Origin of the sequence: Paraburkholderia mimosarum LMG 23256 = NBRC 106338, assembly GCF_000739815.1 — a bacterium.
Taxonomy (GTDB): domain Bacteria; phylum Pseudomonadota; class Gammaproteobacteria; order Burkholderiales; family Burkholderiaceae; genus Paraburkholderia; species Paraburkholderia mimosarum.
Genome location: NZ_BBJJ01000018.1, coordinates 41,791 through 66,791 on the forward strand (window position 1 = coordinate 41,791; position 25,001 = coordinate 66,791).

Here is a 25,001-nt window from a genome sequence, read left to right on the forward strand (position 1 = left end):
ACCTCTACCTTGTAGCCGCCATCGGCTAAACGGCCTGACCACCGAGCGGGCTGCCCTCGCCTCACTCCCGTGAAGCGCCCATGTGCCGAAAGGATCGTCGCACTATGAAAGAAAGCATCAGCGCGACTGCAGCTTGAATCCCTCGCCGCCGATACCCGCCCGATCCACCGCCGCGATGCGGTTGCGTCCCTGATCTTTGGCCTGGTAGAGTTGAGCATCCGTCAGGTTGATGAACGCCGTAATGTCGATGCCTTCGTTCGGCACGACGGTGGCCACTCCAAAGCTCGCCGTGACACGCTGACCGTGGGGGGATCGCAGATGCGCGATGCCTTCCTCCCCGATCAGCGCGCGGCAACGCTGCGCGATGCGCACGGCCTGATCGGCGTCGGTTTGCGCGAGCACGAGCACGAATTCCTCGCCGCCAAACCGGCCCAGGAACGCGTTCGGCCCGGCTGCCTCGCCGAGCACGCGCGCAATACGCTTCAGACATTCGTCGCCCTGCAGGTGACCGTAATAGTCGTTGTATGACTTGAAGAAATCGATGTCGATCATCACGAGCGAAAGCGGCTTTCCCGATGCCGCCGCGCTCGCCCATTCGCATGCAATGACCGTGTCGAACATGCGACGGTTGCCGATGCCCGTCAAACTGTCGGACAGCGAGAGGCGTTCCAGTTCGCGCTGGAGTTCCGCGAGCCGTTCCTCCGTGCGCTTGCGTTCGCTGATGTCGAACATGAAGCCGATCAGCGCGTCAACGTCGCCGTTCTCTTTGCGCACGACGTGGACAACGTCGCGAATCCACACGTAGCCGCCGTCCGCCGTAAGTGCGCGATAGTCCGCCTCATGGTCGGTGCCCGCCTGCGACTGCGCAACGCAAAAATTCACCACGTCCTCACGGTCGTCAGGATGCATGCGTGCGGCCCAGTCCTCGGCCGTTCTCCATGTGGACGGCGCGTAGCCGAGCAGTGCTTCGATCTGCGGGCCGATATAGGCGAACTGCATCGTCGCCCAGTCGATCTTCCAGGGGATCGCCCTGGTGGATTCGAGCAGCGTGCGATAAACGGCGGGGTTGTCCTCGCCGGGCTGACGCCCGGGGGGTGCAAGGCTGTCCTCATGGCGCAGGAATGCGGCCTGAAGCGAACTGCGTGCCAGATCTTTTTCTTCGTGGCTCATCGTGATCGTCCAATAACGCGTAAGTGCGTTATCGGCAAGTAGCAGCAGAGTCTTGAACGCGGCGTGAAGGTTGTTCGCCTGAAACCTCGTACGGCGACGCTCCTGTTGCCGTACGGCAGCCGCCTCGTTTTCGAGCTTGGCCAGTTGCGCTTTGAGTTCCCTGTACGTTGCCACCTTCGCGCAACGCGGGCGCTTTCGGCAAATGTCCCTCGCGAGCGGCGAAATCGACGGGATTCCACTCAAAATGTCTGCCAGTCCCCGGCACCGGTATCCGTCGCGACTGCGGCCTCCCTGTCGGCAGTACTGACTGGCGATGGCCTCGTCGAAGTTGCACGGGAAGGAGTGCGAACTACTGGTTCCGGCCGACGCAGCTCATTGCGGGACGCAACCACCCGGGATGGCGATGCATCGGCAATCCTGAAGACTGCCACAGCTCGACGCAGCGCCTGGGCCTGCTGGGCCATCGACTGCGTAGCAGCCGCGGCCTCCTCGACCAGCGCGGCATTCTGCTGGGTCACGAGGTCCATCTGGCTCACCGCCGTATTGACGTGCTCGATGCCGGTGCTCTGCTCTTCCGATGCCGACGAGATTTCACCCACGATGTCAGTCACGCGCTTCACCGACTCAACGATTTCGGTGATCGTGCTGCCCGCTGTCTCCACCAGCTTCGAGCCAGCGTCCACCCGATCTATCGACTCGCTGATCAGGTCCTTGATTTCCCTGGCCGCGGTGGCACTGCGTTGCGCAAGCGTGCGGACCTCGCCAGCCACGACGGCAAACCCCCGTCCCTGTTCACCGGCGCGGGCCGCCTCGACTGCAGCGTTGAGCGCCAGGATGTTCGTCTGGAACGCGATACCCTCAATCACGCTAATGATCTCGGCCATCTTCGCCGAGCTGCCGGAGATCCCGTGCATGGTCTCGACCACCCGTCCGACCACTTCGCCGCCGCGCTGAGCGATTTCCGATGCCGTGCCGGCCATCGCGGTTGCCTGCCTTGCGTTATCCGCGTTATGACGGACCGTGCTGGTGAGCTCTTCCATGCTGGAGGCGGTTTCCTCAAGTGACGCGGCCTGCTCTTCAGTGCGCCGTGAGAGATCGGTGTTGCCTTGCGCTATCTGGCCGGCAGCGACCGAAATTGACTCACTGGAGGCCTGGATGCCCCGAACGATTGTCGTCAACTGATCCTTCATGAGACCCAGCGAGAACATCAGGCTGCTGCGATCGCCCGCCTTCAACGGGACCGCCGTGCACAGATTGCCTTGCGCGATGTCGCTCGCGAGCGCGGCCGCCTCGCGTGGCTCGCCACCAAGCTGCCTGGCCAGGCCGCGCGCAATGACCAGCGCCAACAGCAGCGCACTTGCCGACGCAGCGACGATCAGGCCAACCACGAGTGCAATAGCGTGCGAATACGCCTGGTCTGCGGCTTCACCTTCGCGCCTGGATCCCGCCACATTGACGTCGACAATCGTCGTGATGTCTTTGTCGATGGCATCGCGAAGCGTAGCCGCCTGATCCCTGACGACAGCCATGGCGTCGGCCCCCTTGCCCGCTTTGATCAGCGCACGAATTTGCCGATCGATCTGCAGATATTGCGGCATCAGCGTCTGGATATCCGAAAACGCTATCTTCTCCTCCGGCTCGGAGATGAATGTCTCGTATTCCGCGACTGCACGGCCATAACTTGCGATGCCGGCCTCGATTCGTGTATCGGCTTCCTGAATTTGAGCAGGGGTCTCAGAAGTCGCAAGGCGGTATTCGCCAAGGCGAATCTCGCGCAGCCCCGCCTGCATCTGCAGGCTGCTGCGCACGGAGGGTAACCAGTTGTCGCGCATCTGCGAGACATGACTGTTTTCTGCACTCATCTCGAAGAGGCTGAATAAACCGAGGCCGATCAACAGAATAATCACCGCGGAAAATCCCAGCATCAACTGGGTCAACACTCTCAGGTTCTTCAGATATTGCACGAAAGATCACCCCGTATTTTTAAAATAGTAAAACGAAAGCAGCTTGATTACAGCTGGGGACCGATCGCCGATATTCGCAGCGTAGAATTAGTCAGCCTATTGAAACTGCAAAAAAACTCGCTGCTGGCACACTCACGAAATCGGGGCACGGCCGGGCTTACGAGCTGGCGGTTCTTGAAAGACATTCACATCATCACCTAAATAATGTTAAAAGACTACTACATCTATCCCATCATCGCATATCGGTTTTTGTTCAGAAAAACGGCGAATTCTTATTACAACAAGCGCAAACGTTTCCCATGAATCGAGGCTTGACAGCCAGAGATTTTCTTATTGCTTGCATGGAAATTTGCGATTTTCATCGGTCGGTTTATGAGACTGGAACAGCCTCCCGCGCCCAATTAATGTGGCCACAACCTTTCGCTGCCGCCGTGCCACATTTTCGCTCGGCCCTTATCTGAAATTCATGTGTGAAATTCATTGGGCATTTCCGCCGGCAGACAGCGGTCATCGATCTGTGCGCTCAACTTCGCTTGCGAGTTCGCACCCGCTGGCCGCGCCGTCCCGTGCCCGGGGGCCTTAAGCCTGCGTTAACTTTACGCTCCGTACAATTGCTGAATCGATATCTCACGCCTGATGACCGCCCATGTTCAAGCTTTCGTGCCACCATCGCGCCAATCTGTTGCTGTGCGCGTCACTTCTCGCGGTTTCGTCATTCGCACAAGCCGGAGAAATCAAGATGCTGATGAAGGACATGAAGCTCGCCATGCAGGGAGCGATGGCAAGCACAACGATGCCCGCCTTGAGCAGTTACGTGGCCCGTCTGGAACGTGATGTGGAGCAAGTTAGTCATCAAGCTTATCGCGACGACCAACCCACCTACGACGAAGGTATGCAGGCTCTGCGGGACGAACTTGCCGAGGTTGATCAGGCCATTCGTGCAAACGACATGACGACCGCCAAGAACGCGCTGCGCAGGATCGACGGGACCAGAAAGCACTACCACGCCCTGCTGGGCTAATCGATACGCCAACGGACATCATTGCATGAAAGCCCCTTCGCGCTACCCCATTTCAGTCAGTCTTTTGCATTGGTTGCTGGCCATCGCGCTGATCGGCAATCTTGTCATCGGCTGGCTGCTCGACGACCGCGAGGGACTCCTCGCCTTGCACAAGTCGATCGGCATCGCCATCCTCGCCCTCGCACTCATTCGCCTCACAAACCGGTTGCGTGTGCGCGACCAATTGCCGCCTTCCGTGAACAAAACCGGTACGGCGGCATACTTCATCGAAGGCATGGTCCATCGCTTGCTCTACGTGTTGATGCTTGCGGCTCCTCTGCTCGGGTGGCTAAAGACCAATGCGGCAGGACATCCAGCCAGCTTCTTTGAACTCTTCACGTTGCCGACGCTTTTGTCCAGAAACCGCGAGCTGTCTCACTGGTTTGGAGAACTTCACGCAATGGCCGCCTATGGACTGGCCGCACTGGTAGGTTTGCATTTGCTGGGGGCGCTGGCGCACCGGCTTCTCAAGGGGCAAAACATCGTTCCACGCATCGTTCCCTTGCCCCGACGACCCCTACCCAAGGCGAGACGCCTGGCGGACTAATCTGGATCGACTACGTCGCGATTCCGCAAGCCGCACGGGTTCGCATGCTGTCGACACCGCCGCGATTTTCCGTGGCCGGCATGGTGCACTTCGTGGACGTCAAATTCCAGGGACGATCAGCTTTCCGATTGACCGCCAATCGGGCAAGCGCGATCGCCATTCGCGGCAGCGAAGCGTCGAGCCCCAGCGCGCTCATTGCCGTCGTGAAGCTCGCGTGGTCGTGAGGAGCTGCGCGCGCTGCTCGGCGCGGGGCCCGACGACCTGCCGGAGATCCGGCCCGTGCCTTTGCCGCTGCCGCAGGCGACCTTGCCGCCCACGCTCTCGTATGAGCTGCTGGCCCGCCGGCCGGATCTCCAGGCCATGCGCTGGTACGTGCAGTCGTCGTTCAGCCGCATTGACGCGGCCAAGGCCGCGTTCTACCCAAGCTTCGACATCAAGGCGTTCTTTGGCGTCAATGCGCTGCATCTTTTCGATCTGTTCACGCACGCGAGCCAGCAGATCAACCTGATTCCGGGCCTGTGTTTGCCGATCTTCGAGGGCGGACGCCTCAATGCGAAACTCAGCGGCGCTCGCGACGCGAGCAACGCAGCCTGCTTTGCCGCGTCGCGGGTCAAGCCAAACCCGCCGTGCGCGACGGGGCGGACCGGGCATTCGCTCACCTCGACGAGGCTTGAGCGCAGCAGCGGCGCGAACTTCAAGTCGAGCGTCCGCTGTTACTCACGAGCCAGCACGACGCCCACGCGTGCCGTCGTGGACGGCATGAGCAGCAAGGCTGCGGCGAGCGACACGAGGCATCCGGCAAAGACTTCCTCGATGCGCAATTCGGCAAGCGGCACGATGGCGAAGCCAAGCTGGCCGTAAACGAGCCCGACGAGCGTCGTGATGAAGAACACGCCGCGAGCGTATGCGTGAAAAATGTAGTAGGCCCAGCCGAAAACCGATAAGGCCATGGCGGCCACGAGCAGCCAGGTTAGGTGTCCGCATAGGGTAATGAGCAGCACGCTGACCGCCGCGCCGCTCAGCGTGCCGGCAATGCGCTTCATGACCCGTGCGCGCGTGCCCTGATACGAAGTCGTCCCAAGAAAAACGACGAACGTGCTGATGACCGCCCACATCGAACGGTCTTCGGACAATTCGCCGCCCGCCAATATCGCGAGCAGGGCCGCGACGCTGGCGACGAGGGCCGGCCGCCACGCGAGCCGGTGGAGCCGGTGCGCGAGCACGGTGGAGAGGGGCCGCCCGGTCGGGCGTCCGGTCACGAGGAGGTCGGCGACATCATGGATGGCTGCGCGGCCCCACGCCGTCGCAGCCGCCAGGGTGTGGGGCAACGCGCGCATGAACGACGGCGCCGGCGCACCGCCCCGCGCCACCGGGATGACGACGCGCCCGACGAATGCGACGATGAAAGGAGCCATCGCCATGGCGGTCAGCATTGTCATCAGCCGCGTGTGTGAAGGATGCAGATACAGGCCGAGGTAGAACGACACCAGCGTGAGCATCGCTGCGCCCACCGCGCGAGCGCCGAGCGATTGGCACAAGATGCCCAGAAACACGACGAGCAGCGCCCCGGCGTCACGCAGCGCGGGCTGCGAGGCGAGCGCGGCGGCACCGGCAAACGAGGCGCAGGTGCACACATAGAGAACAAGTATCGAGATGAGCCAGCTCGACCAGCGCGCTTCGCGCAGAAATAAAGGCGCAATCATCGCGAACAACGCGCCAGGTACGGCAAGCGTCGGCGTTTCGTGATGGTGCAGCGCCCAGGACACGCCCACGCCCGCCGTGAGCAGACAAGCGAGCGTCGAGCGTGCGGCACCGCGCAGGCGCGCGAATTCGGGGTCCTCGACAAGTGCGCGTTGGAACGCGCGTGAGCAAGCGGCGGCGATCATGGTCGACGATATCCGTGCGTGTCGGCTCCGGGCTTGTGGCCGTGGCCGATGTCCGGGCAGAGCAGCCCGGCGTTGGGGTGGACACCTGATGCGCACGCCTTCCGGGATCTCCGGTCTGGCGCGCGCCCGGTGAGGCGTGGTCCCGGGCTACGCCCAATCTGCGTCGAGGGTAGGACGCGAGGCGGGTGGTCCGGGTTTTCCCGGATGATAGCCGATCAAAATTACGTCAATGTCGCGATCGACAAAATCGCGCGCGAGGCGTCGCATCGACGCTTCATGCGCGAGGCGTTCCGACGAGCAAACGCGTCGCGGCCTCCCCTACTTTGGAGACAACGACAGCCAAGGGCTTTCGCAGCCGAGCCGCTGTTTGCACCAGGAGCCCGATAGATATGGGCCGACGCGATTGTGCCGGCCCGAGCCCTCAGACACGCAGCGCTTCAGAACGCATAAGACGCGTTAGAACATCTTGCGCAGACCGATTGCCAGGCCCAGCTGATTCGTGCGGCCAATATTGTTGGTCGCGTTGTTGTTGGCGTCTACACCGCCCGGATAGTCGGCAGAGAAGGCACCCGTGCCGCGTGCCCAGTCGGCGATTCCGTAAACTTCCGTGTGCTTCGAGAACGAGTACTCGGCAAGCACGGTCGCCGACTGGTTGGTGCCTCGCCCGAGGCTGCCATCGAGCAGAAGCGCGTTGCGCGTCTGAGCGTAGTAGTACGCAAACGTAAACAGCAGCGGAGCGGTTGCCTGCCAGTTCGCGCCAACATAGTACGTATCGTCGATACGGTTACGGCTGAAGCCATGCAGTGCCGGCGCGCCCCCTTGTTGCATGTTGTAGTCGGTCAAGCCAGTCTGATCCTGCCCGTGCAACCAGCCGGCCAGCAGGCGGATATCCTGGTTGAGCTGATAGGCGCCGCTGACGTGATAGAACGTGTTCTTGCCGCCATTGATCGCGCTGCCGATATTGTTGCCCACCGATGAGCCTGTCGCCGACGTCGGTACCGAAACCTGCTGGAAACCGACGTTGAGTTGCGCGGGACCATACGCATAGGTCAATTCCACGGCGTAGGTAGCGCCAAGTCCCACCGAACCCGGCTGGTTGCCGAAGCCGTACAGCGCATCGATCGACAGATTGTCGAAGGTGCCCTTGTACTTGACCGAGTTGTTGACGGTCAGGTAGCTGCCGACGCCGTTGTACATCCAGCTGTTTTGCCAGTAGTTGCCCACGGTCAGCGGATCGAAGACGTCCCCCAACGTATCGTAGGCCGGCGCATACTGCCTGCCGAAGGTCAGCGAGCCCCACTTGTTGCTCGACAGCCCCACGTAGGCCTGCCGGCTGAAGATCGTGTTGGACTCGTGGAGTTGTCCATTGAATGCTTCGAAGCCGTTTTCGAGCCGGAAGACAGCAGAAAGGCCGTCGCCCAGATCTTCAGAGCCCCTCAAACCCCAGCGGCTATGAGTTTCCGGACCGGAGGTCATCGAGACCTGATCACTTCCGCCGGCAGCGGCATTCGTCTGATAGCGAATGGCGTTGTCGACCAGACCGTACAACGTAACCGAACTCTGAGCGAACGCCGATGTGGCTGCGACAGCGAACAGTGCACCCACAGCACCGGAAATTGCGACCTTCTTCATTTTTTACCCCAAGCGTGATTAATTCTTTGCGGCTCGATCAGTTCTGTTCGAGCAATGCGATAAAACCGTCGGCGGGATAATAGGCTGCCGCAATTTTGACGCATAGCGCCTGTTCGACATTGTTGCTTGTTTGCCAAGCGGCGATTTCGGCTGAATGGCGCTCAAGCCACGGATTAACAAGACTGTTTTTTATTATTAAACTTACAGGAATGATCTTTTCCAGATTCTCGATGAATCGCACTGATTCATGGGCTCGACTGGTTTTTGAGGAAAGCGTCCTCGCCACGGAGGCCAGGAATCTATGAGACCAACGATGATCATGATCAGGAGTGCAAATATAACCAATGAAGAATCCGATAAAAAAAGCATTGAGACAAGCCAGCCACAAAGCCACATGAACCGAGGTCGCGAACAGTTTCAGCACATGGAAATAGCTGTCCGGAGAATTACCATAGAGTCGCACAATGAATAAGACCACTTTTCAGAAAGGTCTCTTCCAGCTAGCGCCATGAACTTTCGAGCGATCCCAGCCGAAATACGAAAGACGTCAAGCAGATGCGAGTCATTTCCCCGGCAAGCATCCTCGCACCACGCTTCGCGCATCAACGCGCCATGCACGCGAGCGCCGCTTTCGTGGTGCACGCTGACGCACGGCCGGGGATCGCCGCCATAAGCCCAACCCATTCTCTCGCGAACTCAAGACAGGTGATGAAGCATGAAGCTCAAGATAGGTGCACGACTGATGATCACATTCGGTGTGGTCCTGGCTTTCCTGTTCGCGATCTGCTTGACAGCCACAGCGCAGATGGCGCGCATGAGCGCAACGACACAAACCATCGTCGGCGTTCGTGCCGAAGAGCTGAAGCTCGTGAACCAGATTCGAGAAGGGACGCTTAGACGGACGGTCTTGCTCTACGTAGCGCTCGACGAACCCACACCTGAAGCGCAACAAGCCGCGCTCGAACAGGAGCAGGCCATGGACGAGAAGGTTGACTCGATCTATCAGGCCATTCCACCGCTGCTCACCACGGCGTCGGGCCACGCTCTCTTCGACCGCATGGTTCAGGCGCGTGAGCGCTATCGTGAAGCATTGAAGCCGGCTTACGCCCAATTGGCGGCCCACGATGTTGCAGCGGTGCGAGCAACGCTCGTGAATGCGAGACCTCAACGAACCGCCCTTTTGCAGCAGCAAGACGAGTTCTTGAATCTGGTCCATGGCTTGATGGACAGCGCCGCGAAAGACACGCGCGATGCCTACGACACGGCGCGTGCGATGCTCTGGGCGGCGGCGGCACTGGCATTCGTCGTGGCGTTGGCACTGTGCACGGCGGTGACGCGTTCAATCGTTCGCCCCTTGCTGCGGGTGGTCGACGGTGCACATGCTTTGGCGCAGGGTGACCTGCGTATCCAGATAGACGTGCAACGCCGCGACGAACTCGGCGATCTGGCCGAGTCCGTGAACCGCGCAATCGCCAGGCTGGCGACGCTCGTCGGCGGAGTCAAGCACGCAGGCTTGTCAATCGCGGCCGCCACCGGGCAGGTAGCGGCGGGAAACACCGACCTCTCGCGGCGCACGGAAGCGCAAGCGGCCTCGCTCGAGGAAACGGCATCGAGCATGGAAGAACTGACCGCGACGGTCCGGCAGAACGAGGACAATGCTCACCAGGCCAGCGCGCTTGCGAGCACCGCATCGGCGGTCGCAGAACGCGGCGGAGAAGAAGTTGGCCGCGTGGTCGAGACCATGCGCGAGATTTCCGATAGTTCCGCCAGGGTCGCCGATATCGTCAGCGTGATCGAGGGCATCGCGTTTCAGACCAACATTCTCGCGCTCAATGCGGCAGTCGAGGCGGCCCGTGCCGGCGAGCAGGGTCGCGGCTTTGCCGTGGTGGCCGGCGAGGTCCGCACGCTCGCGCAACGCAGCGCGACGGCCGCTCGCGAGGTCAAGCAACTCATCAGCGACTCGGTGGAGCGCGTGGATGTCGGCTCGCAACTCGTTGAAAAAAGGCGGCAACACGATCCAGGAAGTCGTTCAGTCCGTCAAACGCGTGACGGACATCATGAGCGAAATCTCCGCGGCGTCGCATGAGCAAAGCACGGGCATCGAGCAGGTCAATCAGGCTGTCAGCCAGATGGATCAGGTAACGCAACAGAACGCCGCGCTCGTCGAAGAGGCCGCTGCGGCCGCCCAATCGATGGCTGAACAGGCCGAGGCACTGCGCAACTCGGTGGAGGTGTTCAAACTGGAAAACCGCTAGCGATGGCCGCACGCTGGACAGCGGCTGCGGTCAACAAGCACTCCGCCCCGAGACCTCTAGTGTCGACGCGCGAATTCGCGTGACGACGCGCACGCCCGGTTCACGCGTATTTCAGGCACGCGATAACGCAAGCCAGTGCATTCGACGCGCCTTGTCGATTGTGGGCGCCCGGTGGTCCTTCAACGAAGCGTCCAGTGGAACCGGTTGCTTCGTTCGCTATCGCGAGACTGACACCACCTGGCCCCACAGCCCGGACACATGAAGTCCTGAATTCGCTCACTACCGCTTTGAATCGACTGCCCAACCTCGAGGAGGTAGTGGGTGACGTCGAAATCGGGGTGGCTTTGCAGCAGCCTGCAGGACGGGCAAAGATTGGTTTCATCGATCGCCATGCCGGTTCCCTCGCGAAACATGACTTTTTGTTTGAACGCCGTAATTCGTTTGTCGGGCAAGCGCTGCGGCGATGAGCGGTCCGCCCCGCGTCTTCAGCGGTTGGCTCGACCGTTGGGACGAGCGGAGTATAGTGGGCGCGCGGCGGTCCGGGTCTGTTCGAAACGTGTGCGTTTGGCACAGTAGAGAAAAAAATGCGAATTGGATAGGCATGCGAACGGCTACGCGAGATCGCGCGGAAATCCTTTGCATGAGAAGGCCTGCCCCATCGAGCCGAGCGTGCTCGATGTGCCCCAACCGCCTGCATCGCGAGGCAAATCTCGACCCCCACTCACACGCTGGTGGCCAAAATTCTCAGGGAGGCGGCGCGCCGCCTCCTCTTTGCCACCCCTCGATCAACGTTTGGCGTCGTCGCGGTCTGACGCCGAGCGCGCGACGAATTTCGTCACGTGTCCGGGAGATGGTCGAGCAGCCACTTCGCCATCGCGATTTCCTGCGGCAAGATGCGCTCGCATGCGGCGCTTGTTTCTGGGTCGCCGGCCGCCTGTGCCGCCGCAATCAGGGCGGTGTAGGCCGCGATTTCGACATTCTCGGACACATAGCCGCTCATCATCCGCGCGCAAATGGGGCGCCCGCATCACTCGAGCTGCCTGGGGCCTTCGCCGAGTTCCGCGCCGGTCTCAGGATCGCTCGTCGGGTCCGACGCGAGTCGCTGCGTCATCGCCTGCAGCGCCGAGCTTTGCGAACCATCCAGCGAGACCGATGCCTCTCCATCGCCGCCGTCCACGGCCGGCTCGCCCGGCCGGATGCCGAGGCCATGTCCGCTGTTCCATGGCGCCGCCACCGTCTCGTCACCTTGCGACATCTTGTAGTAGACGCTCGCATATTCGGGAACCGGCGGACGCTTGCCAGGCGGGAAGTTCGGCGAAATCGAATAAAGCGCCTTTTCGAATGACTTCTGATGCGAGACCTCACGTGTCATCAGAAAGCCCAGCGCCTCTCTTACGCCCGGGTCGTCCGTTACGTTCATGAGCCGTTCGTAGATGATCTTTGCGCGCGCTTCGGCGGCGATATTCGAGCGCAAGTCGGCGGTGGGGTCGCCGATGGTGTCGATATAGGCCGCCGTCCACGGCACGCCGCCCGAATTCGTGAGTGGCGGCCCGCCGCCAAAAAGCAGCTGTGTGACGTGACTGTCGTTGCCCGCGCCGTTGAGCTTCCGATAAAGCTCGGCCTGACCATCCACGGCTTCGGCCAACTCGCCTTTCGCGCCGCGGTTGAGCATTGCGACGATCGAACCGATGATCTCCAGGTGGCTGAGTTCTTCGGTGGCGATGTCGAACAGCAGGTCCTTGCGGCCCGGGTCCTCGTCGCCAACGGCCTGCGTGAAGTAGCGCATGGCGGCAGCAAGTTCGCCTTGCGGCCCTCCGAACTGCTCAAGCATCAGATTGGCGAGGCCTGGATGCGTTGACGACACGCGCACGGTGTACTGAAGCCGCTTGTTATGCATGAACATGGGATTCTCCTTGAAAGACCTGCGTGGCCCACAGCGCATCGCGCGTTCCAGGAGTTGGCGTCGCGGAAAACGACGGGTACCGCAATTGCGCACGGCTAGCGAATCGCCGCCTCGATATCGTGGCGGCATCAACGATCTTCGAGACCATGATGCTGGTTTCTACGTCTGTGTCGAAACTGGCGGGCGCCGAATTGGACTACTGGGTGGCCCGCGCACTGCATGAATGCGCGAGCGAAATATCCTTCGCCGATGACCCCGGCAGCGTTTTTATCAAGGGATATGACCGCGGCGGGGACTGGAACGGGCGATTCGCGCCCTCTTCCTCCTGGGCGGCGGCGTCACTCGTGCTGGACAGGACAAGGCGATTGCAGATCGACGTCAATGCCGCGAGCGCAGTTCACTGCGTTGCAGAGTTTGCAGGAAGTACAGGTAATTTCGAGGCCGATGGGATTTCGGCACGCGAAGCGCTCCTGCGCGCCTTCGTGAAAAGCCGTTTCGGCGATGACGTTGGCGCGAACCTTGGCGGCAGAGCGCGGCCGGACGGAGCGAGCCTGGCCGGGCCCGTCATTGGACTGACTCGCGGCGCAACGCCGGCTCCGGAGTGCGAACGCGGAGAATTCGATCGCTCCCGCGTCTGTGACCGCTCATCGATCCTGCGAGAGTGAGCCAACGAAAGTCGGCGCAGCCGCCTGCAGCGCGCGGCCGGTCAGCGAGCGGGCCTGGACGGTGACGAAACCGCCTTCAAGGTTTCTCCCGCGTCACCGTCGGCCATCGAGAGGTCACCCAGCGACACGATGCCTACGAGGCGATTTTCCCCGTCGACAACGGGCACGCGCCGAATCCGGCTGCTCGCCATCTTTTGCTTCACGGCGTCGAGATCGTCGTCTTCCCGGCAGCACTGAACATGGCGAGTCGCGATCTCAATGACGGGTGCCACGGGCTCGACGCCGGAGGCGACCCCACGCACTGCGATATCGCGGTCGGTGACCGTGCCCACCAGTTTTTCCCCATCGCAAACCGGCAATGAACCAACCTTCAAGTCGGCCATCATCATCGCCGCCTGGCGAATCGTATCGTTCGATCCGATTGAAATCACATCGCGCGTCATCACGTCTGCTACGGTCTTCATGGCAGTCTCCTTCGAATTGCGGGTGGCGCAGTTGTGTTCACGTGCGAGGTCGGCGTACACGCGCGACAGGCGCTCTGACGACACGACTCGTTCTCTCCCGCCGTACGCTCGCGGCGGCACGTTCTCATAAAGCGTGGCGACCTGCGCGATCTTCATGGGATTGCACACCGCTCAAGTACACAATGGAAAAGCATCGGAATGCGTCGCAGTGGGTTGGCCCAGATCCGCCGTCCGGTTCCCGGCAACGGCGACGACTCCGGCTCTGGCGTTCACCGAAATGCGCAGCGTTCGTGCCTGGCGCGGGTACGCAAGCATGCGTGACCCATTGCGATTGCATCAACGAAACGGACGCGAGCTGCATCGTTCGCTGGGGACCGCCCTTGTCGCCGCAGCACGAGGCGACATACAGCGCGGATCATCGATGACCGAACGCACCGCGGTAACGAACGCGGCCGGGCCGGCTGACCGTGCCGCCACAGTGGCACCCGCGTCCGCTTACTCAAACGGTACGGGCGTTCTTGCGTGCATAGGCGAGAGCGGAGTTGACCCGAAGCGGTGGGACGTCATCGTGCCACGGAGGCTGCGGAACGAAGCGCTCGATGACGCCCGGCTGGAAAAGCAGACAGTATGTGCTACCGCCGAACTGGAAAAAGCCCAGTTCGTCTCCCTTGCGAACGTCGTCACCGGGGCGCACGACGATCTGGCACGAGGAGACCTCGGCCATTCCCACGAAAACGCATGCCATCTCCCCGATTACGGGATTGATACTGTCGATGACGATCACCGCCCGGGCGGCGATCGCAGTCGTATAGCCCTGCGAATCGTTCAGTCCGCCGGGATCCTCTCCCTCGGATTCGGCGTCGGAATAATAGGTGCCGTCGACGTTGTACGCCTCGACGATCTTGCCGTCCACCGGCGCATGCCAGCGATGATAATTGTTGGCACTGAGATACCCCTGATAAACGGTCCCGCCAACGAATTTGCGCGCAAGGGCTTCGTCGCTCGACGTCAGCATCTCACGCAACGAATAGGGCTGCGATTTAATCCAGAAATGGTCGACCAGCTTGACGTCTCCACGGACCTCGAACGGCGACGCTTCGCACGAGTTCACGATCACCTGGTTGTCATCGGGCGACGCAACCGGCCTCGCACCAGGTCGCAGATGGCGCGTGAAAAAAGCATTCCATGAATCGAATCCCCAGTGCTCGCGCGACCGATCGTGGACGAAGTCTTCCATTCCGAGCTTCGCGAGAGCGGCCTTGCAGAACCACCCGTTCGGCTCGTCTTCGACAAGCCAGGTTCGGGAACGCGGGCCGCCCAGAAAAGCGGACCATGTCGAGAGCACTCGCCGGAGCTGGGCGTTGAACGCCGGATCGCGAAATACCGCATAGCCGGAGGGCATGCACATCGGCCATTCCAGGATGGCATTCATCGGGGTCGCAATCGGCGCGGTTTCGCTAAATGGCGGGCTGAATGTCGTCAGATAATCGATGATATCGAGCAGTTCATCGACGTTTGAATATCCGAGCTGTTTGCCTCGCGCAACGGCTTCATCGATCGAACGACACAGGTTCATCCGGAGGATCGGATCGCCTTCGATCAGCCTGCCGAGGTCCAGAACGACGCTGGAGCGCGCCGTGTGTGCGCGACGTTCGCGCGCACGCGCAGCGATCTCCAGACGGAAAGCTGCCGCCTGTTCCTCCTTGTCCGGCATCCAGTTCCCGAGCCGCCTGCGGGCGGCGGCGTCTTTGGCCGTGTCGCTCATGTCGATGTGCTCCCGTGCGTCCTGGAGAGGAGACCCCATGCGCGAGCCGCCCTCCTCGCCTGACGGCGCCCCGCGCCGAGCCTCAGGCAGCCGTACCTCGGTCTGCTCGCGGGGCACAAGCGGCTAACAACCGGCTACTGCGCATTGCGCGAAATGCGCCGCAAGCGCTATGCCGGACCGGGATCCCGTGTTGTACGGAACGGTTCGTTTGCGGACGTCGAACGATCCGTTGGCGCTGGAACGCCGCCAGAGCGCGCGCCTGGATACTCACGATCGCCAGTTCCGACGGTTGCCCTATCATGTCCGGATGTAGGCGATCAGATTACCTTGCCGAATGTTTTCAACGCGATGAGCCGCCTGAAACATCCATCGAATGAACAGAGGTACCGCCGTGAAAATTCACCTGCTGTTGCTGCCGTTCGCCCTCGCTGCCTGCTCGCCTCTCCCTGACGCAGGAAGCCCGGTTCGATCATCAATGAATTCGCCCGATGCCACTGCGGGCGCGGCATCGACGACCGGGTCCGGTGTGCTCGGTCAGTACCACTGGCAACTCAAAGACGCATTCGATAGCAAAGGCATGCGCATCGACGCGCTGTTCGTCGGGGCGGAAGAACCCGTGCAGCTAGACTTCACCGCTGACCGGTTAATCGTAATCAATAGCTGCAACAACATGAGCGCCAGTTTCAGCGTCAAGAAAGGACAATTGCAGCTCGGACCGATGATGAGCACCAGCATGGCCTGCCCCGATGCGGCTCGCGCCGCGCTCGACGATGCAATTGCGCAGCGCCTGCGTGGCAGCCTCGGTGTGAACCTGCTGACGCGCGATAACACCCCGCGCATGCAACTCGTAACCGAAACTGGCGATATGCTGACCTTCACCGGCGTGCCCACTGCCGAGACGCGTTTCGGCGGCCCCGGTGAAACAGGATTCCTCGAAGTCGCCGCACAGACCGTACCGTGCAAAAATCCGCTGATTCCTGACAAGAAGTGTTTGCTGGTACGCGAACGCCACTTCGACGAGCAGGGTTTGCCGAGCGGAACACCCGGTGAATGGCGGCCGCTGGATCAGGATATCGAGGGCTATTCCCACACTCCTGGAATCCGCAATGTGCTGCGCGTAAAGCGTTACAGCGTCAAAAATCCGCCCGCCGACGGACCCTCAGTGGCCTACGTCCTCGACCTCGTGATTGAATCGCAACAGGTCGGGAACTAGGCGGGCTTCGCGAATCGCCTCGCGGCCAGGTGCCGAACGCACGCTACGAAGAGCCACGCGGCCTCGTAACAGGCGGCTGTGGGGCTCAGCGGCGGTATGCCGCGAGAGCGTCGCGCGCCTGAAAGGCGCTGTATGTCAGTTGCGCGGCGGCGAGGCCCGCGATTCCGAATGTGCGGCTCAGGCTGAACGCCGAAAAACCTTCCGGCACGGGCACGTCCAGCGCCAAGGCATCGGCTAGCACCTCGCCCGCGACCGTCGTGGGCGCCATGCCGTGGCCGCCGAATGCGATCGCATGCCAGACGCCTTCGGCATCGCGGCCGATTTGCGGCATTTTGTGCCGGGCATAGCTCATCAAGCCGCCCCACGCGTGGTCGATCTTCACATCGGCCAGTTGCGGATACACGCGTGCAAGATCGCGCCTGAGCAGTCGCACGATGGCTTCCGGACCGCGGTCGAGCACCGAGATCCGGCCACCCCAAAGGACGCGCGTGTCCTGCAGCGGACGATAATAATCGAACGCGAAACGCGTGTCGTAGACCGCATACGGCGCGTCGATCGCATCGGCCAGGCGCGCGCCAAGCGGCTCGGTTGCGATCACATAAGTAGCGATCGGCAAGATCGCGCGCTCGATGCGCGGGGCGACGCCGCGAGCGTAGCCTCCGCCGGCAAATACGACATCCTTCGCGGACACGCTGCCGTGCGGCGTGCGCACGACGTACCCCGCACCATCCCGCTCGATCGCACGCACCGGAGATTGCTCGTACACTCGCGCGCCGCCTTGTTCGGCGGCGTTCGCAACACCGAGCACGTATTTCAGGGGATGAAAGTGAAAAGCGTTGGGCTCGAAGAGGCCACCGTGATAGCGCGAGGTCTTCAACTGTGCTCGCAACACGTCCTTTGCGACCGGCTCCCAGTCGACCCCGAAGTCGCGCTTCATCAGCTTGCGGATGGCGTCGAGCCGCGAAGGATCGTCGAACCAGTTCGCGAGTACGACGCCTCGGTCGACGATCTCGCAGTCGATTCCATAGCGTGCGATGCGCGCGCGAATCAGTTCCACCGCGTCGACCGTGAGCCGGTATAGGTAGCGTGCCCTGTCGTGACCGAGCCTGCTCAGCAAGTCGGCATTGTCGAGGCTGTAACCGCCGAAGACGAAGCCGCCATTACGACCCGACGCGCCAAAGCCAACGCGTTCGGCGTCGAGCACGACGACGTCGCGCACACCTCGCTCAACGAGCCCGAGCGCGGTGTTCAACCCGGCGAGGCCGCCTCCGACGATGCAGACCTGGGCGTCCGCCTTGCCGGTCAGTTGCCCATAGTGACGGCGAGAAACGGTGGATTCGTAGTAGTTGCTCATGCAATTCGGGGATTTCGAAGTGACAAGATCGACTCGTGCGACGAAGACGAACTGGAACTGTACTCGAATATCGCGAGGCGAGAGTCATCGACAAGCGCGCGGACGGCAGGATCCGGATTCGTCCGGGCAATGTACATGCCAGTCGCTCATCGACTTGACTGCTCAAATCACCGAAAATCGATCCGGGAAGTGATTCGAAAGTCGATTGCCTCCCACTCACGAGAACCCCGATGTCCATAGAGTCGAGCCCTGTTCTAGTTCGCGCCGCCACGGAAGAAGACTGGCAAACCTTAAAGGCGATCCTCCTTGCCGCGCTGCTTGACAGCCCTGCGGCTTTCGGCCTGAACTACGCCACCGCGGCCGCGTATAGCGAGCAGCAATGGCGCGACTGCGCTTCGGAACGGACGCAGCCGCAATATCTGCTAGCCATCGAACAAGGGCGCGCAGTCGGTCTTATCGGCGACGCGATCAATCGCTCCCACGAATACAACCTGATTGCCATGTGGGTTGCCCCGAACTGCCGGGGAATGGGAATTGGAGATCGCCTGGTCGCTGCAATTCAGGCGCGCGCGATTGGACGCGGACATCGAAGAGTCGTGCTGAAGGTTTCGCCGGACAACACAAACGCTGTGGGTCTCTATCGGCGGCATGGTTTCGTGTTCTTGCCCGAATGGGAAGCGTTATCCGGTCAGCCCGCGATCACTTTGCAGAAAATGGAATGGAAGAACGGTCGCTGACTGCCTGAACACCTTCCGTAGGAACTCCGATTTCCGTTTCGCGACATTCGCATCGAGGCAGGGTCTTTGCCGCTCGTCGCCTACATCAGGCATCGGTGCTAACCGGCTCACCGAGCCGTTCGCTGTTTGGACATGTGAGATCGAGAAATCAGCCGCGCCGAGCGCCAACCACCAGGTAAACCCTTAATACTAGTCATGGCATTGGCATAATATGGTGTTAACAATCTCATTGCATGATAATGCCATGCGTATAGAATGCGACGTGGACAAATCTACGTGACACTTGCAGCCTTAATAAAATTGTCATTCGTATTACTAAATAAACCAATTCAACAACGCCCGGATATTGAAAATCATTCCGCAAGGGACGAGTCGTCCGCGGCCAATCGCTGCGATCGAAAAGACAATTCAGACGGTCTTTAACAGGGGGCATTGATGCGCAACAACCAGCCGGTGACGCAGCACGAATTCGAGCTTCCGGACAATGCGACCTTGATGTCGACGACCGACGCTCAGAGTCACATTACCTACGCCAACGCCACGTTCGTCCAGGTGAGTGGCTTTTCAAACGAAGAAATCGTGGGCCAGCCCCATAACGTGGTCAGGCACCCGGACATGCCGAAGGAGGCCTTCGCGGATATGTGGGCGACGCTCCAGGGTGGCGAGCCGTGGACCGCACTGGTGAAAAACCGGCGCAAGAACGGTGACCACTATTGGGTTCGCGCCAACGCGACGCCGGTGGTGCGCAACGGTCGGCCCGTCGGTTACATGTCGGTACGGACCAAGCCGCCACGCGACGAGATTGCAGCCGCAGAGTCCCTGTATCGCGAGTTCCGGGAGGGAAAAGCAAACAATCGTCGATTCCACAAGGGTCTGATTGTTCGCACGGGCCTGATGCGATGGGCGTCTGCATTCAAAACGATGCCGGCCAGGTGGCGCATCCGTTCGGCACTGCTGGTGGTGGCACCGGCCATGATGTTGGCGGGCTGGCTGCTCGGCCTGAACGGGCCTGCGCTTGCAGCATTCGCTGCCGTCTCGCTGGTCGTCTCGGTGGTCGCTTCGCTGTGGCTCGAACGCCAGATTTCACGTCCACTCGAACAGGTCTTCGAACAGGCGTTGCGCGTTGCCTCAGGCGAGAGCCAGACAGCGGTACTGATGGACCGCGTGGATGAAATCGGAATGACCTTGCGGACAATTAGCCAGCTCGGCCTGATGTTCCGCTGGCTGATCGATGATGTGAGCGAGCAGGTCCTCAACGTGGAGCGTGCAATCAGCGAGATCGCCCAGGGCAATAGCGATCTCAGCCGGCGCACCGAGCAGGCCGCCTCGAACGTGCAGGAGACCGCATCCTCGATGGCACAGATGACGGCGACCGTAAAGAGCAATGCGGACACGGCGCTGCAGGCCAACGCCCTGGCCGGCAACGCGAGCGATGCGGCAGCCAGAGGCGGAAAGGCGGTTTCCCAGGTCGTCAACACGATGAACGCGATCACAGAGAGCTCGCACAAGATCGCCGACATCACTAGCGTTATCGACGGCATTGCGTTCCAGACCAATATTCTCGCGCTCAATGCCGCCGTCGAGGCAGCACGTGCCGGCGACCAGGGAAGAGGATTCGCGGTCGTTGCAGGAGAAGTACGCGCGCTCGCGCAGCGCAGTGCGGCTGCCGCCAGGGAGATCAAGAATCTGATCGGAGCAAGCGTCGAAACGGTCGAGGCCGGGTCCACTCTTGTCGACGAAGCCGGCAAGACGATGGATGATATTGTCATGCAGGTGACACGGGTGACGGACCTTATCGCCGAGATCCGCTCTGCCACCGAAGAACAGAGCAGCGGCGTCACGCAGATCGATCACGCGGTGAGCGATCTCGACAACATTACCCAGCAGAACGCCGCGCTGGTGGAGCAGAGTTCCGCTGCTTCCGACAGCCTCAAGCAGCAGGCAATGCATCTGGTGAAGGCTGTGAGTGTGTTTCGCTGAAGAAGCAGCAACCGGGCTCAACGTCCCATCTAGACCATGATGAACCCGCGCCGCATGCCGAGCATCACCGCTTCGGTGCGATTGGTCGCGCCGAGCTTGCCGAAGATGGAGGACAGGTGCGATTTCACCGTGTTGTCCGAGATGTCGAGTTGCCGCGCGATCTCCTTGTTGCCGAGCCCGTCGGCGAGCATCGCCAGCACTTCGATCTCTCGTAACGTCAAGGCTTCGAACGGACCGCCGGATGACGTCTGGCGCAACGGCTTTCGTCCGGCAAAGCGCCTTGCGACGATATCGGGCGACAGCACGCACAGCCCCGCAGCGACGGCTTCGATGGCCGCGACGATTTCAGCCGGCGTCGCGTTGCGCGACAGCATCGCCGACGCCTCGCCGGGCATCGCCTCGAGCACCCAGTCGCTATCCGGGTCGTCGAGCAACAGGACCAGCGCCGGCGGCGCTTGCCCCAGTTCGAATAGCGCCTTGAGCACGTCGCCCGCACCGGGTTCGTTGTCGATGAGGAGCACATCGGGCACGGAACCGGCGAGGTTTTCGGCGAGCGCATCGGCATCGGCTGCGCTGTCCACGAAAGCGAGCGCCGGGTGCGCGTCGATAATCGTTTGCAGATCTGCGCGCCCCTGCGACGATGCCGCGATCACCGCGACCCGCACCGGCCCCATGCCTACCCTCTGTCCGTTCGACATTTCGCTGCCGCGAGATCCTTACCTGCACGAATTCCGCTGAGGGCGTTCGCCCACGGTTACCACACACGCGTGGCGTTCGCCCCCCCGGATCAGCGCGATTGGCAACTGCTGTCCAATGCTTGCCGAGCCGAGCGCGGCATGCAGGTCGTCGATGTCGCGGCAAGCTTTGCCATCCAGTTCGATCAGCACATCGCCGATGAGCACGCCCGCCTGCTCCGCAGGACCGGCCGGCGCAAGCGAACTGATCAGCAATCCGCTGCTGAACGACAGGTTCATCTTGTTCACCCACGCGCCCGGCAGGCTGACCTGCTGCGTGCCGAACCCAAGATAGCCACGCGACACGCGCCCTTTGGCCAACAACTCCTCGGCGACGCGCTCGACTGTCGTATCCGGAATCACGATGCCGGCGCCGCGCATCAGCGCCGACGTGCAGATGCCAACAACCTGCCCGCGCATATCCACGAGGGCGGCCCCGGAGAAACCTGGGCGCAGACCGCCGTCCAGACGTACGAACGCGTCGATGTACCCGCCTCGCCACGTGCGCCAGGGACCGGCCGCGCTGCCAATCACGCCGAAATCCGTGCTGATGCCGAGTGCGTCCGTACGCGCGACGGCGAGCGCCAGGTGGCCCGGCTTCAGTGAGCGGGCATCGCCAGGCGCGACCGGCGCCAGTTCCACGCCGTCCACTTTCAGCACGGCGACATCGGTGCCCGGATCCAGCCCTGCGAGGACAGCGGCGACCGTACGGCCGTCGGTCAGCGTGACCTCGATCCCGTCCTCACGCCTGATCGTATGCGCAGCCGTCACCACGACACCGTGGCGCCAGATTACCCCACTCGACGGCATGCGGTGCCGCCCATGTATTGCCACGACACTCGGCCCGACTCGCGCCGCAATGTCGGCCAGGTGGTCCGATAGCTCCATCAAGGATTTTCCGCTCGATGATGTCGTTTCCATTTCCAGTCTCCTGCCGTTTGCGGATTCACAATGACAGAACGACGCGCACCGCGCACCACCCGAATGGGTAGTCGGGGCCATTCGTACGCCAGGTCAACGCGAGAAAACACCAGGCTCGCGCCCCACTAGATGGCGCGTTTGCCCAAATTCGGCATTGCGCTCAGGAGTAGCCTCGTTGATTCCGGGAACGCTGGATGACGCGCGAAGGCCCGGGGACCGACGGCATCATGCCGATCGCGGAACAAAGAGATGCCTTCAGGGGGAATGATGCGCACCGATGTCGAATTCTCATCTCACAACACGCGTTGCGCCGCCTGGCACTATCGCCCGCGAAACACCGGTCACACGGTGCCGTGCGTCGTCATGGCCCACGGGTTTTCAGGCGTTCGCGAGCAACGGCTCGACGCGTATGCCGAACGCTATTGCGATGCGGGAATGGCCGTGCTGCTGTTCGACTACCGCCACTTTGGCGGCAGTGACGGCGCGCCGCGCCAGTTGCTGAGCATCGGGCGGCAGCTTCAGGACTGGAAAGCCGCGATCGCCTTTGCGCGTACGCTTCCCGATGTCGACCCCGAGCGCATCGCGCTCTTTGGCTCGTCGCTGAGCGGCGGACATGTATTGTCGCTCGCCGCGCACGACCCGGCCATCGCCGCTGTCATCGCGCAGGTGCCCACCTGCGACGGGCTGCGCAATTTGCCACCGCTCGGCGTCGCTCACCTCACGCGTCTGGTGCTGGCCGGGGTTTACGATGTGGTCCGCTCGCTGCTGGGCCTGTCGCCTTTTTACATCGCGGCGGCCGGCGCGCCCGGCTCGCTTGCCGCGATGGCCACGCATGAGGCCTTGCCGTGGTTCAACGCGGTCACGCCCGCCAAGACCACCTGGGTCAACAAGGTGGCCGCACGAATCGCGCTGGCCTATGGCACCTATCGCCCCATCAAGGGCGTGCACAGGATCCTGTGCCCAACGCTTTACTGCATCGGCGAACAGGACCAGCGGCTCGCGCCTGCCAAACTCGCGCATGCCGCAGCGATGCGCACGCCAGCGTCGGAGGTGAAGGTCTATCCATGTGATCATTTCGGCCTCTACAGCGGACCGCTCTGGGAGCGCGCAGTCGCCGACCAGACAGCGTTTCTCGTGCGGCACCTGGACCCCGCCGATTGATGACGGGCGAGGACTGTAGTCCGCGCGCCGGCGGACGTGCCGACGGGCGATCCGGAACCTGGCGGGTGCGTCTCGGCGTCACGCGGTCGAGCCGAACAGCGCGCAGGACGCCAGCCGCCTGCGTCGCGGCAGGGAGCGCTAAACTTCTACGCAGCGCCGGTCCTGTCCTCGGCCCCGATTGCCACCTTCCGATCTGTCTACGGCAGGCCACCATGAACATTCACTACGGATGTTTCGTTCGTCCGACGCGGGCCGCGATTGGCGTGGCTTGCCTCGCAATGCTCGCGGGCTGCGGCGGAAGTGTCTGCGTCGGCCTCGACGGATGCAGTGGCGCAAGCGTGACGCCAAACGTCACCCTGTCCGGCACGGCCGCCACCGGCCGTGCGCTCGCAGGCGCCACGGTCAGCATCAGCTGTGTGCAGGGCTCGGGCTCTGCGCTTTCCGACGGCGGCGGGCACTATTCGATCTCGGCCAATGCGACGCCTCCGTGCATCCTCACCGCGGTGTCGGGTGGCACGAGCCTGCATTCGGTGGCATTCGCAGGCGGCACCTTCAATACGACGCCGGAGACCGAACTGATGCTTGTCTACATCGCGTCCCAGCTCGGCACGAGCGAGAGCGGTCTCATAACGGGCTTCCCGACCAACCCGCAGTTCCAGCAGGTACTGGCGAACCAGACCGACGTGCTGGCTGCGCAATCGGCTGTCGTCGCGAACCTGCAGCAGCGCTATGCGCTCACGCTGGCGGTACCGGCGTTTCTGACGACATCGTTTACGGTTGGCCAGGCAGGTGTCGACAGCGATCTGACCGCGCTGGCTGCTGCGGGCGCCATCGACGCCAACGGCATGCCCGATCAGGCCGCCGTCTCGCTCCTCTCCTCGGCGGGTCTCGCCCATCCGCTCATAGCGACATCGGCGCCTTCTTCCGGCGGCGGCAGTCCTGGCAGCGGCAGCGGAACGATGTGACGTGCTGCGCGACCGGGGGTCGTGGAGTCGGCACGGCAATGGTCATCGCAAAAGCCGGTGAGGAGAGGAGCGGCCAGCAACCAGGAGGTCAGCGAAAGGCCGCGCGCGCTATGCTCGCCGTAATCGGCGCCGCTCCCCCTCCCACGCATCTTCTGCCTGCCAGCGATGCACTCTGGCTCGCGAGAAATAAGTTGTCGGCGCTGGAAAGGGAAATCAAAGCCTGGGAGTCCATAACGGTCTCGACAGATTGCTGAAGGATGAAGCGCGCGCTTGCACGCTCTGCCCTCTACTCCCGGCGACGCGGAGGTCTCCTGGATCGCAGGCCTCGGGTACTGTCAATCCACGGCCGCCCGCAAGCGACAACAAAAAATAGCTGCAACGGCGGACATTCTCCTGTACAATCCGGCCTCCTTGATTCCCCGATAGCTCAGTCGGTAGAGCGCCGGACTGTTAATCCGTAGGTCCCTGGTTCGAGCCCAGGTCGGGGAGCCAAAAGTGCGCAATGCATCCCAGAAGCGCATTCCAGATACGCGGGAGTAGCTCAGTTGGTAGAGCGCAACCTTGCCAAGGTTGAGGTCGCGAGTTCGAGACTCGTCTCCCGCTCCAGTACACGTCGGCCCTAAGC

22 protein-coding genes, 2 tRNA genes and 1 pseudogene are annotated in these 25,001 nt (G+C 61.9%); 13 read left to right on the plus strand and 12 right to left on the minus strand.

Going from position 1 to position 25,001, the window contains the following annotated elements:
- Positions 1-117 precede the first annotated feature (117 nt).
- Together BMI01S_RS15425 and BMI01S_RS15430 are read right to left on the minus strand one after the other, a co-directional pair.
- Complete coding sequence (locus BMI01S_RS15425) at positions 118-1,170, minus strand: GGDEF domain-containing protein (RefSeq protein WP_028230987.1); 1,053 nt, start codon at positions 1,168-1,170, stop codon at positions 118-120.
- A gap of 239 nt (positions 1,171-1,409) precedes the next feature.
- Complete coding sequence (locus BMI01S_RS15430; protein ID WP_028230988.1) at positions 1,410-3,134, minus strand: methyl-accepting chemotaxis protein; 1,725 nt, start codon at positions 3,132-3,134, stop codon at positions 1,410-1,412.
- A gap of 646 nt (positions 3,135-3,780) precedes the next feature.
- On the opposite strand from BMI01S_RS15430, the gene BMI01S_RS15435 reads away from it, so the two are divergent.
- Genes BMI01S_RS15435 through BMI01S_RS15445 form a run of 3 tightly spaced genes read left to right on the plus strand, consistent with a single transcriptional unit; the run spans position 3,781 to position 4,965 of the window.
- Positions 3,781-4,155: a cytochrome b562 gene (locus BMI01S_RS15435; RefSeq protein ID WP_042289722.1), complete on the plus strand. Its 375-nt coding sequence runs from the start codon at positions 3,781-3,783 to the stop codon at positions 4,153-4,155.
- A 25-nt stretch (positions 4,156-4,180) separates the two neighbouring features.
- Positions 4,181-4,741 (plus strand): cytochrome b, encoded by a 561-nt coding sequence (locus BMI01S_RS15440; RefSeq protein ID WP_028230989.1) that lies wholly within the window; start codon positions 4,181-4,183, stop codon positions 4,739-4,741.
- Positions 4,742-4,785: 44 nt separating this feature from the next.
- Entirely contained in the window at positions 4,786-4,965 is a 180-nt protein-coding gene (locus tag BMI01S_RS15445) for a hypothetical protein (RefSeq protein WP_028212719.1), read from the plus strand.
- Positions 4,966-5,454: 489 nt separating this feature from the next.
- Here BMI01S_RS15445 and BMI01S_RS15450 read toward each other — a convergent pair whose 3' ends face one another.
- The 3 genes from BMI01S_RS15450 to BMI01S_RS40820 form a co-directional block, all read right to left on the minus strand.
- On the minus strand, positions 5,455-6,627 hold the full coding sequence (locus BMI01S_RS15450) for an FUSC family protein (protein ID WP_051381411.1): 1,173 nt from the start codon (positions 6,625-6,627) through the stop codon (positions 5,455-5,457).
- A gap of 456 nt (positions 6,628-7,083) precedes the next feature.
- Positions 7,084-8,259, minus strand: coding sequence for a porin (locus BMI01S_RS15455; RefSeq protein WP_028230991.1), 1,176 nt, complete (start codon positions 8,257-8,259; stop codon positions 7,084-7,086).
- Between the two features lie 37 nt (positions 8,260-8,296).
- Positions 8,297-8,683, minus strand: a complete 387-nt coding sequence (locus tag BMI01S_RS40820) for a hypothetical protein (RefSeq protein ID WP_154671248.1) — start codon at positions 8,681-8,683, stop codon at positions 8,297-8,299.
- Between the two features lie 291 nt (positions 8,684-8,974).
- Between BMI01S_RS40820 and BMI01S_RS15460 the strand changes: the two are divergent.
- Both BMI01S_RS15460 and BMI01S_RS40825 read left to right on the plus strand, forming a co-directional pair.
- A pseudogene (locus BMI01S_RS15460) lies at positions 8,975-10,514 on the plus strand (methyl-accepting chemotaxis protein).
- A 317-nt stretch (positions 10,515-10,831) separates the two neighbouring features.
- On the plus strand, positions 10,832-10,981 hold the full coding sequence (locus BMI01S_RS40825; RefSeq protein ID WP_154671249.1) for a hypothetical protein: 150 nt from the start codon (positions 10,832-10,834) through the stop codon (positions 10,979-10,981).
- A 368-nt stretch (positions 10,982-11,349) separates the two neighbouring features.
- Here the strand turns inward: BMI01S_RS40825 and BMI01S_RS39020 are convergent, their stop codons facing one another.
- On the minus strand, positions 11,350-11,502 hold the full coding sequence (locus BMI01S_RS39020) for a DUF892 family protein (RefSeq protein ID WP_244145355.1): 153 nt from the start codon (positions 11,500-11,502) through the stop codon (positions 11,350-11,352).
- Positions 11,503-11,541: 39 nt separating this feature from the next.
- Positions 11,542-12,417 carry a manganese catalase family protein gene (locus tag BMI01S_RS15475; protein WP_028230993.1) on the minus strand — a complete coding sequence of 292 codons (876 nt, stop codon included), beginning with the start codon at positions 12,415-12,417 and terminating at the stop codon, positions 11,542-11,544.
- Between the two features lie 23 nt (positions 12,418-12,440).
- Here BMI01S_RS15475 and BMI01S_RS15480 point away from each other — a divergent pair, with 23 nt between their 5' ends.
- Positions 12,441-13,082: a phage protein NinX family protein gene (locus tag BMI01S_RS15480; protein ID WP_154671250.1), complete on the plus strand. Its 642-nt coding sequence runs from the start codon at positions 12,441-12,443 to the stop codon at positions 13,080-13,082.
- A 41-nt stretch (positions 13,083-13,123) separates the two neighbouring features.
- Here the strand turns inward: BMI01S_RS15480 and BMI01S_RS15485 are convergent, their stop codons facing one another.
- Positions 13,124-13,546 (minus strand): CBS domain-containing protein, encoded by a 423-nt coding sequence (locus BMI01S_RS15485; protein ID WP_028230994.1) that lies wholly within the window; start codon positions 13,544-13,546, stop codon positions 13,124-13,126.
- A gap of 499 nt (positions 13,547-14,045) precedes the next feature.
- Positions 14,046-15,311 (minus strand): phosphatidylserine decarboxylase family protein, encoded by a 1,266-nt coding sequence (locus BMI01S_RS15490; RefSeq protein ID WP_028230995.1) that lies wholly within the window; start codon positions 15,309-15,311, stop codon positions 14,046-14,048.
- Between the two features lie 391 nt (positions 15,312-15,702).
- On the opposite strand from BMI01S_RS15490, the gene BMI01S_RS15495 reads away from it, so the two are divergent.
- The gene (locus BMI01S_RS15495) at positions 15,703-16,524 is read left to right on the plus strand and encodes a DUF4377 domain-containing protein (protein WP_051381413.1); all 822 of its coding nucleotides are present in this window, start codon (positions 15,703-15,705) and stop codon (positions 16,522-16,524) included.
- Positions 16,525-16,609: 85 nt separating this feature from the next.
- On the opposite strand, the gene BMI01S_RS15500 is transcribed toward BMI01S_RS15495, so the two are convergent.
- Positions 16,610-17,878, minus strand: a complete 1,269-nt coding sequence (locus BMI01S_RS15500) for an NAD(P)/FAD-dependent oxidoreductase (RefSeq protein WP_028230997.1) — start codon at positions 17,876-17,878, stop codon at positions 16,610-16,612.
- Between the two features lie 230 nt (positions 17,879-18,108).
- On the opposite strand from BMI01S_RS15500, the gene BMI01S_RS15505 reads away from it, so the two are divergent.
- Entirely contained in the window at positions 18,109-18,615 is a 507-nt protein-coding gene (locus tag BMI01S_RS15505) for a GNAT family N-acetyltransferase (protein ID WP_042289726.1), read from the plus strand.
- Positions 18,616-19,050: 435 nt separating this feature from the next.
- Entirely contained in the window at positions 19,051-20,595 is a 1,545-nt protein-coding gene (locus BMI01S_RS15510; RefSeq protein ID WP_028230998.1) for a methyl-accepting chemotaxis protein, read from the plus strand.
- A gap of 29 nt (positions 20,596-20,624) precedes the next feature.
- Here the strand turns inward: BMI01S_RS15510 and BMI01S_RS15515 are convergent, their stop codons facing one another.
- Both BMI01S_RS15515 and BMI01S_RS15520 read right to left on the minus strand, forming a co-directional pair.
- Positions 20,625-21,293 carry a response regulator transcription factor gene (locus BMI01S_RS15515; protein ID WP_036019429.1) on the minus strand — a complete coding sequence of 223 codons (669 nt, stop codon included), beginning with the start codon at positions 21,291-21,293 and terminating at the stop codon, positions 20,625-20,627.
- Positions 21,294-21,311: 18 nt separating this feature from the next.
- Positions 21,312-22,217 carry a S1C family serine protease gene (locus BMI01S_RS15520; RefSeq protein ID WP_028230999.1) on the minus strand — a complete coding sequence of 302 codons (906 nt, stop codon included), beginning with the start codon at positions 22,215-22,217 and terminating at the stop codon, positions 21,312-21,314.
- Positions 22,218-22,517: 300 nt separating this feature from the next.
- Here BMI01S_RS15520 and BMI01S_RS15525 point away from each other — a divergent pair, with 300 nt between their 5' ends.
- The 4 genes from BMI01S_RS15525 to BMI01S_RS15540 all read left to right on the plus strand — a co-directional run bounded on the left by BMI01S_RS15525 (position 22,518) and on the right by BMI01S_RS15540 (position 24,982).
- Positions 22,518-23,411, plus strand: coding sequence for an alpha/beta hydrolase (locus BMI01S_RS15525; RefSeq protein WP_238327919.1), 894 nt, complete (start codon positions 22,518-22,520; stop codon positions 23,409-23,411).
- Positions 23,412-23,623: 212 nt separating this feature from the next.
- Positions 23,624-24,376: a hypothetical protein gene (locus BMI01S_RS15530; RefSeq protein ID WP_036019433.1), complete on the plus strand. Its 753-nt coding sequence runs from the start codon at positions 23,624-23,626 to the stop codon at positions 24,374-24,376.
- A gap of 416 nt (positions 24,377-24,792) precedes the next feature.
- A tRNA-Asn gene (locus tag BMI01S_RS15535) sits at positions 24,793-24,868 on the plus strand.
- Positions 24,869-24,906: 38 nt separating this feature from the next.
- A tRNA-Gly gene (locus BMI01S_RS15540) sits at positions 24,907-24,982 on the plus strand.
- The last annotated feature ends 19 nt before the right edge of the window (positions 24,983-25,001 follow it).